Raw genomic sequence first — 14,445 nt, 5'->3', positions numbered from 1 at the left:
AGTTTGGCACTTGATCTGTGTTGAATGCTAGACCATATAACCATTGGTCTTGATGAAGACATCACCGTTTGATTTCTTGAAGGAACAGAAGTAGAAGTATAGAAAAATATAAATAGTTATCAAATCTAAATTTTTCTGTCGCAATGGAGTTTCTAGATGAAAATTATTGTTAACCTTTGATTTCTAAGACTAATAGTGGCAGAGTAAATAGATATGGCCTGTTTGTATCTTTTTATCGCCTTAATGGTTTTTGACAAGCTTCACCAGTAGGTCAATAGCAGTCTATCAAATGATTGGGATAGACAGTTCCTCATTTTAATTAGGGAATACAGAGTGAAGATGGGCGAATACATTGTAAACTTTCTCAGCTATGAAAAAAGAACCTCTGGATAAGCACAGTATATAATTTTTATACTGGGCATTATAAGTGGTTCTTTTCACATTTTTTGTTTATTTTTATGTATGTCATTTCATTGAACAGCAATAGGTGAAGAAGGGGGCCAAAAGTTGAAAATTTTTGTTTGGTCTCGGCTTCATCAGTAGCTGAGAAATTCTATACTGTGCTCTTAGCATAGGTGAAACTATGAAAGGTTAAAGATATTAGCCATGCGAGCATAGCTAGGTTCTTCACCAATAAAGTAGATTGTATCATTCTTCTGGAATGTCTGATAAGGACTAGGTGAGAGAAGGAGTTCGTTATTTCGCTCGATAGCCACTATTGTGGCCCCTGTCTTATGCCAAATCTGAGCATCAAGGAGCTGCATTCCTATAAATTCAGAATCCGCTGATAAACGGAGACCATAGGGATCAAGGGGATATTTTTTGTTGACTAATTTAGTCTGTTCCAGATAGATAGAAACCAAGCCGGATAATTTTTTTAGGTGCCTTTCTTGTTCTTTGATTTGTTCTAGAATATTATTTTTTTGAGTTTCGATATCATTAGTACTTTCAAAATCATCAAGAAACTCAATTGCGCGCTCCTTTGATAATATAGTTGCCCCACTACCTTGTTTAAGGGTTACAATGTGGAGGTCGGCTAAGATATTCATAGCTTTCCTGATGGTCTCATGAGAAACGCCGAAAGTGGCTGAGAGTGTTGAGCGAGATTTTATACTTGAACCTACGGGGTAATCACCGATAGCGATTTTTTTAGCCACTTCAACAGCGATTTTCTGAAATTTTGATGTTTTAATCAATTTTCTGTTAGGCATTATAACCTCCGTTTTCTTATTTTCTGATTTTACGATTATTATATCATGGATTGATTAGAAAAGTAAAATAAGCTACAATATTTTTATTTGTTGTTGTCACTTTTTGTGATTTATAGTTATTTTTCTTATTGATATAGTGATATTTTTAAAAATAGACAATATAAAAAATAAAAAACAGTGTCTTTTTAAGTTCATAGCAATTACCCTGCTTCATTCCAATGAGAAGCCTCCCTTGTCCTCATCTATTCTCCCTTTTCATATCTTACTAATAACGCTAAGCGAAATACTAGATTCCTAACTTCTTCTAAATTTTGTTATAATAAATGATAGGAAAGGGAGGAAGCAGATGAAAGTATTGGTTCTTTACAATTCTAAGTCAGGTTCTGGTGATAAAACAAGCTTAATCAAAACATTGACAACCTATCTGGCAGGTGAGGGGGTAGAAGAAAAAAATATCTGCTTGCATGAACCTAAAAGTATTGAAGAAGCGGTAGCTCTGGCCAAACAAGCTTCTGAAGAACGGGTTGATTTGGTGGTTACCATGGGTGGTGATGGTACGATAAATAAAATAGCAGGTGGTATCTATGAAGGTGGTGGCCATTCTGTTCTGGGAATATTACCCTCAGGGACTGTTAATAATTTTGCTAAATCCTTGGGAATTCCTATTGGAGAAGCAGCTATTCCAAACCTTTTGAAGGGGCAGGTTAAAGCTGTAAAACTATGCCAGGTCAACCAGCAATACGCCATTTCGAGTTTGACTCTGGGCATTATGGCAGATATTGCAGCTAAGGTAACATCGGCACAAAAAAGAAAATGGGGACCGTTAGCCTATCTTAAGGATACGATACGGGTTCTTTTTAGAAATAGGAATTATTATCTGGAGTTAAGATATGGGCAAGAGCTCGTCAGGTATAAAACTAAGATTTTGCTCATTACTTTGACCAAGTCAATCGGTGGCATAACCCAATTTGATACCGTTTCTGAATTTGACGATGGTTTGATGAGTGTTTATCTCTTCTCAGATGTTTCTTTGTGGCGATGGTTGCTTCGTCTGCCTCGTATTTTCAGAGGGGAAGTCGCTCAACTACAAGAGCTTCAACATTTTCGTACTTCAGAACTATCGATTAAACAATACAAGCGACGCTACAGAAGTGCTCGAACAAGAATTGATGGAGATAAAAGTGATTATTTACCTGTTAAATTGACTGTACTGCCTGAAGGGATCAGGGTGATGGTTCCCTAAGGAGTTGAGATTAGGATTTGTGTCCTAGTCTTTTTTTTTTTTTGAGATATTTATTTTATCTAAACTTGACAACTTGTTTTTTAAAAAATGTTGCAACTATGAGCAAAAGTGTTGACAACTATCTTCAAAATCTGTAAAATGACAATATATATTAAAAAAATAGTTGTCAGTTTTAGCAACTATACAGAAAGGAACATAGAATATGTTGTGGTCAATTATTGTAGGTGCATTTATCGGAGTTGTTGCTGGAGCTGTAACAAAAAAAGGTGGCTCTATGGGATGGATAGCTAATATTCTGGCTGGGCTCATTGGTGCCTCGGTTGGCCAATCACTCTTTGGTGTTTGGGGACCAACTTTAGCAGGCATGGCTTTAATTCCTTCAATTCTTGGAGCTGTTATTGTAGTCGCAGTCGTTTCCTTCTTTCTAGGAAAATCTCGCTAGAGGGAGAAATTTATGAATAGGGTCAAAAAAATAAGTTTCGTTAGTTTCGGATTTCTTCTAAGTCTTCTAGTTGGAATATTGGCTCTAATGACTGTGGATAAGGTAAGGTTTCCGGATCAAGTATCTAATCTAATAACTTCCTTATATCTCAAGCCAGCTTTACAAAGTACCTTAGCTCCCTATATCTTTTGGACGGCAACGGCGGTGCTAATCTTTCTCCTAATGTTCATTCTGGTAGTGATATTTTATCCAAGACTTTATACAGAGGTTGAATTGGAGGATACAGAATCTGGACGATTAGAAATCAAAAAAGATGCTATTGAATCTTATATTCGTACTTTGATTCAGGAAGAAGGAATCATGCCTTCACCTGCTGTCAAAGTGAAGATGTTTCGTAATCGCTTCAAGGTTTACGCGAGTGGACGAATTGTTCCAAAGGTTGATGTTCCCGCAAAACTAGCAGCCCTAGAGAAAGAAATTCGGGCAGGATTGGAGCAATTCTTTGGTATTGCCAAGAAATTAGACTACCATGTAGCTGTCACTCATATCGAGCCTAAGCAGAAAGTAACGTCTAGTCGTGTAGAATAGGAGGCATTATGAACTGGAAAAAATGGTTTAGTCATTATCAATACTCAATAACAGGTGCATTAGTCGGTTTACTCGTGGCAGTACTATTGATACAAATTGGATTTTTAAAAACGTTACTAATTGTAGCTTTTATGCTAAGCGGTATCTTCATTGCTAATTACTTACAAAAAACACAGCTTTTGAAACAGTTGTTCAAATAAGTAGTGCAAACATAAACTAATAAAGAGAGGTATAATGTATGACTCAAGCAGTAGAACTAACAAAAGCAAAAACTATCCGTGGTGATTTAACTTATGATGATAAAGTTATTGAAAAAATCATCGGACTAGCTCTCGAATCCGTAGATGGTCTTTTGGGAGTGGATGGTGGTTTCTTATCCAATATTAAAGAAAAATTGGTTAATACAGACTCAACCAGAGATGGTGTGAATGTTGAAGTTGGGAAAAAACAAGTTGCAGTGGATTTGAATATTGTGGCTGAGTACAAAAAACATGTTCCAACAATTTTCGAAGATATTAAAAAGGTCATCGAAACAGAAGTTAAGGGAATGACAAACTTAGATGTCGTAGAAGTTAATGTTAACGTCGTAGATATTAAGACCCGCCAGCAGTATGAAGAAGAAAAGATTAGTTTGCAGGAACGAATCACTGAAGTTGCTCAAACAACTGGTGAGTTTGCCTCAGCCCATTATAACAAAGCTGCTAAGGGAATCCAAAACCTAACAGAATCAGATGAACCACGTGTAATTTAGTAGTAATAAGCTAGGTTAAAAGTAGAAAGAGGAAATTATATGACTGAAAAAATCGATGCAAAATTGGATCAAGCAAAGGGCACTATCAAAGAGACTGTCGGAAAACTGACTGATGATAAAAAGATTGAGGCAGAAGGTGTTGTTGATAAGGTGGCCGGTAAGATCAAGGAAGTAGCAGCGGATGTCAAGGGTACTGTCGAAGGCATCATTGATGGTGTCAAAAAACACACGGACAATGATGAAGCAGGAAAGTAATACATTAAAGAAATAGGCGGAGGAACTCATTATGTCAAATCAAACAACTAACAACTTGACGCAACAACATGAAGCAGCAGGTCTTAAAGGAGACATCACGTACAGTGACAGGGTTATTGAAAAAATCATTGGTAAATCATTGGAGACAGTACCAGGTCTACTTTCGGTAAGTGGTGGATTCCTGACGGATTTTAAAAACAAAATTATTAACAGTGATGATGTTACTGAAGGGGTTAATGTTGAAGTTGGAACAAAGCAAGTTGCAACTGATTTGCGAATTGTTGTAGAATACGGTCGTGATATTCCGGAAATTGTTGATACAATCAAGTTAATTATCAGTGAAGAAGTCGCTCGTATGACCCATCTAGAAGTCATTGAAGTTAATGTCCATGTTGTAGATATTAAGACACGTGGTGAATTTGAAAAAGAATCCATAACAATTCAGGATCGTGTAACAGAGGCAGGGAAGGCAACGACTGATTTTGTCTCTGAACAAGCGGCCAAGGCTGGAGAGGTTTTAGGGCAGACAGCAGAACAAGTTAGGGGTGCTGTAGAGGAAAGTCGAGTTCAGTAGATTGAAAGAGCACAGAGATGAAAGTCTCTGGTGGAAAACAAGAAAGGTTATCTGCTAAGTTTCAATTAAATTAGATAGTTAAAAGGTATGTTTTTCCATATTCCATGGGATTCATGCCTTTTTTAATATTTTATACTTATAATAACGGATGTCACGAATTAGTTAGTTGCTAGTCAACAGAGAGTAACTTACTCTTGAGATGGAGTGAGCAATCATCGTAGTTATTTCCTTTGTTTACGCGACATTTATGTTTAGCATCATAGTTTTTTAGAGGAATCAGTTCATCGAATAGGAGATTTCAAGTTTAACGCGCGCCTATGCTGTAGAACATTTTAAATTCCATATAATTTTCTAATGGAGTTTGGTTAGTCCGTAAGTTTTTTCTATGCTTAAAAAGGCTCTACAATAGAGTTTGCTCAAAGTTTTTCACGCCAGCTTAAGCATGTTATTTGGGAAGAATAGAGGTGATTGGATTGTATAAACTTAAGATTTCTTTTTGCTTCGATTGTGATACGTGGGTGTAGATTTGGGTTATAGAAATAGAACTGTGTCCAAGTATTTGTTGGATGTAACGAATATCTACATCGTTATCTAATAACATCGTAGCAAAGCTATGTCGAAACATATGAGGTGTAATAGGAATATTCAGATGAATATGCTCTCGAATATTTTTTAAGATTAAGCGGATACTTTGATCGGATAGTGGCCTGTGTGGAGTATTACCAGGAAATAAAAACTTATCCGACTCATTACAATATGCTGTTATGTATGATTTTAATAGGATAAAAGTGGTATTGTCCCCTAAAAATATTATTCGTTCTTTTTTTCCTTTACCCATAATATGTAGAGTACGATTTGAGAGATTGATACTTGAAATTTGAATATGACAAAGTTCTGAAATCCTTATGCCAGTTGATAGTAGGAGAGAGATAATAAGTAAGTTTCGCTCGGCTTTTTGTCTCTGATAAGGTGTTTTGGTAGTTAGACACCTCTTGCTTAGATATAGATAAATCTTTTTTAATTCCCTACAAGGAATAGTTTTGGGCAAGGATTTTTCCGGTCGAAATTGAAAGCGTAACTTACTAAAGGGGTTCTCTTTGATTATATTTTGGGACTTTAGATAGTTATAGAAAACTTTTAGACACGCGATTTTTCGTCGTAAGGTACTTGTTTTAATATCTGATTTTGTTAAGTATTCGACATAATTTTCTATATTTTCCTGTTTGGAATTGTAAAATTGATTGAGGTCATTTTTATATGCTCGGATAGTATGTTGGCTTAAACGTCTATGGTTTTTGCAGTAGTCCAAGTAAGTAGAAATAATAGTGTAATTCATGAATGTCTCCTTTTCAAATTGTTACGCTGCTATTATAGACTTATTTAAAGTGCTTGTATAGTGATAATAAAATGTTATCGGTAGGAGAGATTATGGATACCTTGTGGAAATTTAAACAGCTATACAATGATGCAATCTTTACATACCAGAATCAACTTCCTCTATGCGCAGCAGAGAATGTTGTATCACCTTTTTCTAAAATTATGCTCTCTTCATCATTGCAAGAGAAATATCTTCTAGGAGCAAGTTCTACCTACCAAGAAAATAATTTTTTAGGGAGTAGCAAGCTCTTTGAATTTAATCTTTTTTTAAACGAACTATGTCTTGAATTATATGGTGCACAATATGCTGATGCACGCACCTTATCTGGTATTAATGCTGTTACGTCGTTATTAATGACTTTATTTGAGGAAGGGGACATTGTATATATTTCAAGTGATGAATATGGTGGACATACCTCAATAAAGAAAATATGTCGAAGATTAGGGATAATTACTAGATATATTCCTTATGACTACAATAAATTAGATTTTGATTACGACCAATTAAATAAAGCACTTATAGAGGAAAGTGCCAAAGGGATATTGGTTTGTCTTTCTGATATTTTATTCCAACCTAATTTAGAAAAGATTATTTTGCCGAAAGACTGTATCTTATTATACGATGCAACTCAGACTCTGGGTCTGATTGCTGGTAAAGAGAATAAAAATCCCTTTGAATATTTTAACAAAAGCGATGATAATTTCATTATGTTTGGTGCTGCTCATAAAACTCTTCCAGGGGTGACATGTGGTCTTATATTGACAAATAATCGATTGTTACTTCAAAAATATGAAGCAATCAATCCTGACTTCTTAAGAAATACCCATTTTCATCACATACTCAGTCTGATAACAACGTTGATTGAATTTGAAAAATTTGGCAATGCCTATTCTCAAAATATTCGGCAAATGGTCAAAGACCTTTCTAAAAAGTTACTAAGGAACGGCTTTACCTTAGTAGGTGATGAACGGTATTCTGAAACTCACCAAATTTGGCTCTCTTTTCCTAATCAAATTGAATTAGATGCGTTTTTTGAAGCATGTTGCCACTATGGCATATCCGTAACAAAGCGAGAAAAGAAAATCTATAATGATTTTGGAATTAGGATTGGTTTACAAGAGATTGCACGCTATAATTGGGAAATCGATATCATTGGTACTATAGTCACGATACTAACGGCAATAAAAAATAATATGCCTAGCGATGAAATCACTAAGCATGTTGATAACTTTTTAAAAGCAAAACGAACTCTGAACTATACTTTTTCAGAAGCACAAGTTAACCAATTTAAACAAAGTTTACATGACAGTTAAAGGTATAAAACAAGACTGTTTTTTCGATAATTTTTGGGCAATATTAGAAGTATCATCATACTCTAACAGCCTAGCATACTTAGAGAGTTCATCAAGCATGCCATAGTCATGTGTTAGATAATAATAAGCTAATTGGAATTGCATTTTATTCAGCAAAGGATTTGTTTGAATAGCTCGATGAATGAAATTCAAATCTTCTTGTGTAACTTTAGTAGTTTGCTCCTGCAATAATATCCTTCCAATCATGGCGTTGTGATATAAATTAGTATCTCCAACATTTTTTGAAAATGCAATAGCTTTTTCATAGAAATCATCACTCGCTTTATAATTCTTTTTAGAAGATTGGAAATAGAATTTCTCGCGGTATAATTCCCCAGCTTCAAAATAATAATCATATAAAATTCTTAATTTGCTATTCTCTAAACTCTTAATATTTTTTATTAAGAGTTTTTCTGCTTTTTCTAAGTCATTGCAATATTTACGATAAAAAATAATATAATGACGCTGTGCGAACAATACTATCTCGTTATTAGGCTGTAAACTATCTATTTTATTTTCCAATTCTGCAAATTTTCTTTTCAGGTGTTTTTTCCTTTGAAACATATCAATTGAAAAGGCTGAATATAGCGAACGAATTTGATAATAGATTTCTTGACTATTGTTGGAAAGTTTACGAAAGTTCTTGGATATTTGGCTTAAGTCCTCACCGATGTGTCTCTTACAATGCAAGATTAAATAGTTACAACGTTCTTGTTGTTCAGAGGATACGGTACTTGTTGCCAATAATAATTCTAAGTTTTCAATAGCATCTTGGAATGAATTCGTTAAATGTAAGAGATCACAGAAATTTATCTTATAAGATATCGCTTCGGTTCGAACATTTCTATAGATTAGGTTGCTATTAAAAACGTCGCAATCATTTATCTTATCGATAATATCTTTCGCGTAGTTGTAATCTCCTATTTTTAATAGAGAAGAAATAAAACAGTCAAAAAAAGTATCAATAATGTTATCAAAATCAAAAAAAACTTGAGGTCCATTTTGTAAAATTATCTCACCCAAATATAGTAGATATTGATATTTTTCATCGTTGTACAATTGTTTTAATATTTGCTTAAAAGTTGAGTAATCATTTTTTATTGCAATAGGCACTCGTAGTGATAATTCTAAAAAATTTTCCTGACTATGTATTTTATAATACTCCAGTAATTTTACGTACACGTAATCATTCTTTAAATGCGAGAGATACTGTTCAGCAATGAGCGAATTTAATTCAATATTCTTTGTGATTTTTTCAAATTGAATCAACCCTTTTGATGACAAAGACATTATTAGACCAATATCAAAAGTGGAGAATAATTCCTCGGTAAAGTCATGATATAGAACTTTATTCAAAGCGATTGACTGCAAGAGGTCTTTCTCTTCAGTAGTGCAAATAGCTAATTGAGATGTTATAACCTCCACGAGTTCAAAGTTAAGCGGACGGCGATTAGTTTTAAAAAGATAGTCTACATAGACAGGAATACCTTGAGTCAAGGTAAACACTCTTGAAAGATTGTCTTCATCAATGTCCAATCTACGTAGCTTTGCTAGTTCAGTAACTTGTTTCGCATCAAAATTCTTTATTTCTATTTGAGAAGATTCCTTAGGATTAATATAATTTAATCCCAGAATAACCTTATATTGAACGTGATAATTATCAAGGAAAAAATTGATTATATTGGCGTATTGTGCCGGAGCAATATTATCTAGGATAATCAGACATTTTTTACGACAAAGGAGATTATCAAGCCAATTATAAAAATCAAGTGGACTGACTATCTTTATTTCAGTAATTCTCTCCAGTTCATTAATTAAATTTTTCTTTTCTAAATCGATATACAATGAAAATTTAAGGGATTTTTCTTTTTTATCAAGAACTCTATCATGTAACTTTTTAAGTATAATTGTCTTACCACGCCCTAGAGCACCATATACAATAGTCAGGTCCTGTTCTTTGATGAGTTCCTGAAGAATTTCTTGGATTTCCAATTCCCGTTTTAAATAAGCACTATCCTGTATGTATTGCTTTTTCTGAAAAATTTTCTGGCGTTTTTTATATTTTTGTAAACACCTTTGTGGAATCTTGGCTATGAACAGAATAACCGATAATATGATTGATAAAATTATTGGAATGAAAATTTGAGAAAAATTGGGATATTTTTCTAACAACTCCTCTAAATCTTTAATCAATTTACTTTCTCCTACCGATAACATTTTATTATCACTAGTATATCACAAATAATTGATTCCGCTATTTTCTATGTTAAAAAATAAATAAATTTTTTAGTTATGATATATCTGTATTGATTAAAAGATAGTGGGCAAAACAAAGGTATATTCTCTAGTTTAGTCAAACGCTAGACGATGGAAAGTTTTGCTGGTTGTGAGTGAGTATATTACTGATTTATAGTCCGTGAAGCAATTGGCTGGTATGGCAGAAGTAAATGAGTAGTAAAGTTGTTAATTCATCATAAAAAATGGCATTGATTTTATAGAGTTTGATATGATTATCAAACTTGTAAAACTAAGTGGCAGGGCAGCAGTCTAAGATATTAAGGGGAAATGATTTAGAAAAAGAGGCTGCCAAAATTAATAAAATAACGAAAAGACTTGAAATTTGGTTTAAACAAACCTTGATTTCAAGTCTTTTATAGTACAGTTGGTTATCTATTTTGGACTAAGAACGGATCTTTTCTCGGACTCTTTCCCAATTTTACCCAACAAATTCGTTGATTTCTTTTTCAATGTTGGCAATCTTTTCTTCTGCTTGAGCTAAGGTTTCACCAACAGTTGCGATGTAGAATTTGATTTTTGGCTCTGTTCCGGAAGGACGAACCGCAAACCAAGAATCATCAGCAAGTGTATATTTTAAAACGTCAGATGGAGGAGTTGTCAGAGCTGTTACATTACCAGTCTTGTCCGTTTTGGTTTGGAGGGCAAAGTCTTCAAAGACTGTAACATCCGTTGAGTTAAATTGTTCTGGAGAGTTTTCACGGAATTTCGCCATGATTGCCTTGATTTGTTCAGCACCATCTTTACCAGAAAGGGTAACAGAGATGGTTTTTTCAGCAAAGTAGCCGTATTCTTTGAAGATTTCCTCAATACCATCTGCTAAGGTCATGCCACGTGAGCGGTAGTAGGCAGCGATTTCCGCAACCATCAGTACAGCTTGAATAGCATCCTTGTCGCGAACGAATGGTTTAACTAAGTAGCCGAAGCTTTCTTCAAAACCAAACATGTAAGTATGATTGTGTTTTTCTTCAAATTCTTGAATTTTTTCAGCAATAAATTTGAAACCAGTCAAAACGTTAAACATAGTTGCACCATAGCTTTCAGCAATTTTGGTAACTAGTTCAGTTGATACGATTGACTTGGCGAGAGCAGCGTTAGCAGGGAGGGTACCAGCTTGTTTGTGAGCTTCCAAAATATATTTTGCAATGATTGCACCGATCTGGTTGCCGGAAAGATTCCAGTAAGAACCATCAGCATGGCGAACTTCTACACCAACACGATCAGCGTCAGGGTCAGTGGCTAATAGAACATCGGCATCAACCTGACGTCCCAATTCCTCAGCAAGGGCAAAGGCGGCCTGACTTTCTGGATTTGGAGAGGCAACTGTTGAGAAGTCTGGGTCTGGTGTTGCCTGTGCTTCGACAACTTGTACGGACTCAAAACCAGCTTGAGCAAGTGCACGACGAGCCAGCATCTCTCCTGTACCATGAAGGGGGGTATAGACAATCTTCATGTCTCTACCATATTCGGCAATCAGGTCAGAGTTGATGGTGAGGTCTTTGAGTTCCTCAAGGTATTTTAGGTCTGTTTCTTCACCGAGAATGGTGATAAGTCCATTTTCCTTGCTTGCTTCCAGATCGGCTAATTCTACAGCGAAGGGGTTATCAATAGCACGGATGTAATTGGTTAAGGCATCAGCATCTGCTGGAGGCATTTGTCCACCGTCTTCGCCATAGACTTTGTAACCATTGAACTCTTTAGGGTTGTGACTAGCAGTTATCATAATACCTGCAATGGCATTGTAATGGCGAACTGCAAAAGATAATTCAGGTGTTGGACGGAGGCTCTCAAACACGTATGATTTGATACCATGTGCAGCCAAGACTTGAGCGGATTCAAAGGCAAATTCTGGTGAGAAGTGACGAGAGTCGTAAGCGATAGCAATACCGCGTTGTTTTGCTTCTTCACCTTTGGATTCTACCAATTTAGCCAAGCCTTCGGTAGCTTGACGGACAACAAAGATATTGATACGGTTGGTACCAGCACCAATATAGCCGCGCATACCTGCTGTACCGAACTCAAGGTTTGTATAGAAGGCATCTTCCTTTGTCTTTTCATCCATTGCGACCAATTCTTTGCGCAAGTAGTCCGGAAGTTCTGCAAAATCGAGCCATTTTTGGTAGTTGTTTATATAGGTCATATATTTCTCCTTCTGAAAAATCTTGTTAATCGCTTTCTATATCATTTCAATGAAAAAGCACGTTTATATGTGATTTTTTCTTTATTTTTAAGGTTTTAAATCTTCAAAATTTCCTATCGCCATTGTCTGCAGCAAAGTGATCTTTACATCTAAATTTATAAGTTCAATCTTGCGATTCATTTGAATAAATTTTTATATTTGAGCAAAGAGAAGTTTTATAAATTGCAAAAAAGAAAAATCAGTTTTCAGGTTATTCATTCAAGATTAAGATAATGAAGATAGAGAAATGCATAATGTCATATCATTGAAATCAATTTTACAATAATATTTTTCATCGATGTTTGGATTGTGTGAATTTAAGGGTTCGATACAAAATAGGTATGATTCTCATGTTTAGAGCTATATGTTATCATACTGTAAGTAACTTATTGCACTATTTTTAATTAAAATCTAATTAAAAACAAATAAAAAACAAGAAGAAGTAGTTGATTTTTGGGGATAATATCTATTGGAGACATTTATTATGAGAATAATAAAGGAGGAATATGTGATGGCAATTGAAAATGTCTCAACAACATTTGTAGGATGTGATGAATGTTATCGATAGGAATTTGTTGTTGTTGCAGCAATCAAAACACACTAGAAGATAATGAAAATGAACCTAGAAATTTTTTTAATATTTAAATCTGAGAAAAAAGATTTCTCAGCCAACCAGAAGCAAGCCTTAGCCGTCTCTAGTGAGTTAGATAAAAAGCTAAGCACTAGAAAGTAAATTTTGTTTTCTCTTTGTGCATGTGTATTATTAGAAAGGAGTATGCAGTGATTAATGAAGTCTTGCGGAAAGAAAAAAAATACCTGATTCCGTTAGAAGCTTATTATTATTTGTCATTAAAACTAGAAAGAATAATGCAGACAGATAGCCATGGAAAAGGAGATGGTTACCGTGTACGTTCTCTTTATTTTGATTCGCTTGAGGATGTGGATTGGCAAGAAAAAGAGGACGGCCTTGAAGTTCGGCGCAAAATTCGTCTGAGAAACTACGGTGGTAATTCACCGTATGCAAAATTAGAAATGAAGCAGAAACAAGGAGATAGTCAAAGAAAGCGCTCTCTTTTGTTGCCGAAAGATGAAGCTCAGGCTCTAATTTTAGGGGATACTTCTGTACTGTTATGCCATTCTGAACAACTGGCTCTTGAGTCTTATTATCGTATGAATCAGTATTGTTACCGACCTAAAACTATTATTGAGTACAGACGTAAAGCATTTTTTGCACCTGAAAATGACATCCGTGTCACTTTTGATTGGCAAGTAAAAGGAACCGAAGCGTCCCATGATATTTTCGATGATGATTTATTGCAATATACGCTATTAGACCCTCACTTGGTAATTCTAGAAGTAAAGTTTAATGGCTTTTTGTTGTCTTATATAAAAGATCTTCTAGCTGAGGTGGATCGTAGTGAACTAAGTGCTAGCAAGTATTGTATGGGAAGAATGATTAGTAAACATTATCAATTTTAAATAGGAAAAGGTTAAAAATGAAAGACTTGTTACGAAAGATTTTAGAACATAACGGAACTTTGACGATACAAGATATGTTTATGCATATTTTAGTAGCAGCGCTTTTAGGTGGGGTTATTTATATTTCCTATGCTTATACTCATGTAGGTACCACTTACAGTAAGAAATTTAACATTTCTCTTATGACTCTTACTGTACTAACTGCCACTGTTATGACCGTTATTGGAAATAATGTTGCCTTGTCTCTAGGTATGGTCGGTGCCCTTTCTGTTGTTCGCTTTAGAACAGCCGTGAAAGATTCTCGTGATACTACTTATATTTTTTGGACTATTGTAGTGGGTATTTGTTGTGGAGTTGGTGATTACATTGTTGCAATGATTGGTAGTAGTGTGATTTTCTTATTATTACTATTCTGGGGAAGGGTAAAAAATGAGAATCGTATGTTATTGATTGTACGAGCTACTCGGGATTTGGAGGTTTCTTTGGAAGGACTTTTTTTCCGATATTTTAGTGGACAAATAGTTCAGCGTGTAAAAAACACTAAATCTGATATGGTAGAGTTAATATTTGAGGTAAATCGAAGAGTATATGATAAATCTTGTACAAAGGAGGAAGGATTGGTTGATCAAGTTTATCGACTTGGTGAAGTTGAATATTTTAATATCGTGACACAAAGTGATGATATAAATGGGTGAGAA

The 14,445-nt window shown here is 34.9% G+C and carries 14 protein-coding genes; 10 read left to right on the top strand and 4 right to left on the bottom strand.

Going from position 1 to position 14,445, the window contains the following annotated elements; translation table 11 throughout:
* Positions 1–581 precede the first annotated feature (581 nt).
* Positions 582–1,211, bottom strand: coding sequence for a TrkA C-terminal domain-containing protein (locus SR187_RS05675; RefSeq protein WP_032537900.1), 630 nt, complete (start codon positions 1,209–1,211; stop codon positions 582–584).
* Positions 1,212–1,557: 346 nt separating this feature from the next.
* Here SR187_RS05675 and SR187_RS05670 point away from each other — a divergent pair, with 346 nt between their 5' ends.
* From SR187_RS05670 to SR187_RS05640, 7 genes are all read left to right on the top strand, one after another.
* On the top strand, positions 1,558–2,454 hold the full coding sequence (locus SR187_RS05670; RefSeq protein WP_120171791.1) for a diacylglycerol/lipid kinase family protein: 897 nt from the start codon (positions 1,558–1,560) through the stop codon (positions 2,452–2,454).
* 202 nt (positions 2,455–2,656) lie between these two features.
* Positions 2,657–2,896, top strand: coding sequence for a GlsB/YeaQ/YmgE family stress response membrane protein (locus SR187_RS05665; protein WP_024532559.1), 240 nt, complete (start codon positions 2,657–2,659; stop codon positions 2,894–2,896).
* Positions 2,897–2,908: 12 nt separating this feature from the next.
* On the top strand, positions 2,909–3,484 hold the full coding sequence (gene amaP / locus SR187_RS05660) for an alkaline shock response membrane anchor protein AmaP (protein ID WP_120171790.1): 576 nt from the start codon (positions 2,909–2,911) through the stop codon (positions 3,482–3,484).
* 8 nt (positions 3,485–3,492) lie between these two features.
* Positions 3,493–3,684, top strand: coding sequence for a DUF2273 domain-containing protein (locus SR187_RS05655; RefSeq protein ID WP_120171789.1), 192 nt, complete (start codon positions 3,493–3,495; stop codon positions 3,682–3,684).
* A gap of 38 nt (positions 3,685–3,722) precedes the next feature.
* Positions 3,723–4,235, top strand: coding sequence for an Asp23/Gls24 family envelope stress response protein (locus tag SR187_RS05650; RefSeq protein ID WP_120171788.1), 513 nt, complete (start codon positions 3,723–3,725; stop codon positions 4,233–4,235).
* A gap of 39 nt (positions 4,236–4,274) precedes the next feature.
* Positions 4,275–4,490 carry a CsbD family protein gene (locus SR187_RS05645; RefSeq protein WP_024532563.1) on the top strand — a complete coding sequence of 72 codons (216 nt, stop codon included), beginning with the start codon at positions 4,275–4,277 and terminating at the stop codon, positions 4,488–4,490.
* Positions 4,491–4,521: 31 nt separating this feature from the next.
* Positions 4,522–5,064 carry an Asp23/Gls24 family envelope stress response protein gene (locus SR187_RS05640; RefSeq protein ID WP_120171787.1) on the top strand — a complete coding sequence of 181 codons (543 nt, stop codon included), beginning with the start codon at positions 4,522–4,524 and terminating at the stop codon, positions 5,062–5,064.
* A 445-nt stretch (positions 5,065–5,509) separates the two neighbouring features.
* Here SR187_RS05640 and SR187_RS05635 read toward each other — a convergent pair whose 3' ends face one another.
* Positions 5,510–6,400 carry a tyrosine-type recombinase/integrase gene (locus SR187_RS05635; protein ID WP_120171786.1) on the bottom strand — a complete coding sequence of 297 codons (891 nt, stop codon included), beginning with the start codon at positions 6,398–6,400 and terminating at the stop codon, positions 5,510–5,512.
* A 92-nt stretch (positions 6,401–6,492) separates the two neighbouring features.
* Between SR187_RS05635 and SR187_RS05630 the strand changes: the two genes are divergently transcribed.
* Positions 6,493–7,755, top strand: coding sequence for an aminotransferase class I/II-fold pyridoxal phosphate-dependent enzyme (locus SR187_RS05630; protein WP_120171785.1), 1,263 nt, complete (start codon positions 6,493–6,495; stop codon positions 7,753–7,755).
* Here the strand turns inward: SR187_RS05630 and SR187_RS05625 are convergent.
* A complete protein-coding gene (locus tag SR187_RS05625; protein ID WP_231996423.1) occupies positions 7,741–9,987 on the bottom strand; it encodes a hypothetical protein in 2,247 nt (748 codons plus the stop codon). The genes SR187_RS05630 and SR187_RS05625 overlap by 15 nt on opposite strands.
* Before the next feature lie 523 nt (positions 9,988–10,510).
* A complete protein-coding gene (locus SR187_RS05615) occupies positions 10,511–12,229 on the bottom strand; it encodes a phospho-sugar mutase (protein WP_120171783.1) in 1,719 nt (572 codons plus the stop codon).
* Between the two features lie 822 nt (positions 12,230–13,051).
* On the opposite strand from SR187_RS05615, the gene SR187_RS05610 reads away from it, so the two are divergent.
* Together SR187_RS05610 and SR187_RS05605 are read left to right on the top strand one after the other, a co-directional pair.
* Positions 13,052–13,747 carry a polyphosphate polymerase domain-containing protein gene (locus SR187_RS05610; protein WP_227984892.1) on the top strand — a complete coding sequence of 232 codons (696 nt, stop codon included), beginning with the start codon at positions 13,052–13,054 and terminating at the stop codon, positions 13,745–13,747.
* 17 nt (positions 13,748–13,764) lie between these two features.
* Entirely contained in the window at positions 13,765–14,442 is a 678-nt protein-coding gene (locus SR187_RS05605; RefSeq protein WP_120171781.1) for a DUF4956 domain-containing protein, read from the top strand.
* Positions 14,443–14,445: the final 3 nt, after the last annotated feature.

Origin of the sequence: Streptococcus ruminantium, assembly GCF_003609975.1 — a bacterium.
GTDB classification, from domain to species: Bacteria; Bacillota; Bacilli; order Lactobacillales; family Streptococcaceae; genus Streptococcus; species Streptococcus ruminantium.
Note: the sequence above shows the minus strand (reverse complement) of the source record. Positions and strands in the feature narration are given on the sequence as shown.

What these genes read in the sequence shown, in the direction of transcription:
- SR187_RS05675 (WP_032537900.1), bottom strand. Translation starts at nt 1,211, where the DNA reads ATGCCTAACAGAAAATTGATTAAAACATCAAAATTTCAGAAAATCGCT.
- SR187_RS05615 (WP_120171783.1), bottom strand. Translation starts at nt 12,229, where the DNA reads ATGACCTATATAAACAACTACCAAAAATGGCTCGATTTTGCAGAACTT.
- amaP (WP_120171790.1), top strand. Translation starts at nt 2,909, where the DNA reads ATGAATAGGGTCAAAAAAATAAGTTTCGTTAGTTTCGGATTTCTTCTA.
- SR187_RS05645 (WP_024532563.1), top strand. Translation starts at nt 4,275, where the DNA reads ATGACTGAAAAAATCGATGCAAAATTGGATCAAGCAAAGGGCACTATC.
- SR187_RS05605 (WP_120171781.1), top strand. Translation starts at nt 13,765, where the DNA reads ATGAAAGACTTGTTACGAAAGATTTTAGAACATAACGGAACTTTGACG.
- SR187_RS05640 (WP_120171787.1), top strand. Translation starts at nt 4,522, where the DNA reads ATGTCAAATCAAACAACTAACAACTTGACGCAACAACATGAAGCAGCA.
- SR187_RS05665 (WP_024532559.1), top strand. Translation starts at nt 2,657, where the DNA reads ATGTTGTGGTCAATTATTGTAGGTGCATTTATCGGAGTTGTTGCTGGA.
- SR187_RS05650 (WP_120171788.1), top strand. Translation starts at nt 3,723, where the DNA reads ATGACTCAAGCAGTAGAACTAACAAAAGCAAAAACTATCCGTGGTGAT.
- SR187_RS05635 (WP_120171786.1), bottom strand. Translation starts at nt 6,400, where the DNA reads ATGAATTACACTATTATTTCTACTTACTTGGACTACTGCAAAAACCAT.
- SR187_RS05670 (WP_120171791.1), top strand. Translation starts at nt 1,558, where the DNA reads ATGAAAGTATTGGTTCTTTACAATTCTAAGTCAGGTTCTGGTGATAAA.
- SR187_RS05655 (WP_120171789.1), top strand. Translation starts at nt 3,493, where the DNA reads ATGAACTGGAAAAAATGGTTTAGTCATTATCAATACTCAATAACAGGT.
- SR187_RS05630 (WP_120171785.1), top strand. Translation starts at nt 6,493, where the DNA reads ATGGATACCTTGTGGAAATTTAAACAGCTATACAATGATGCAATCTTT.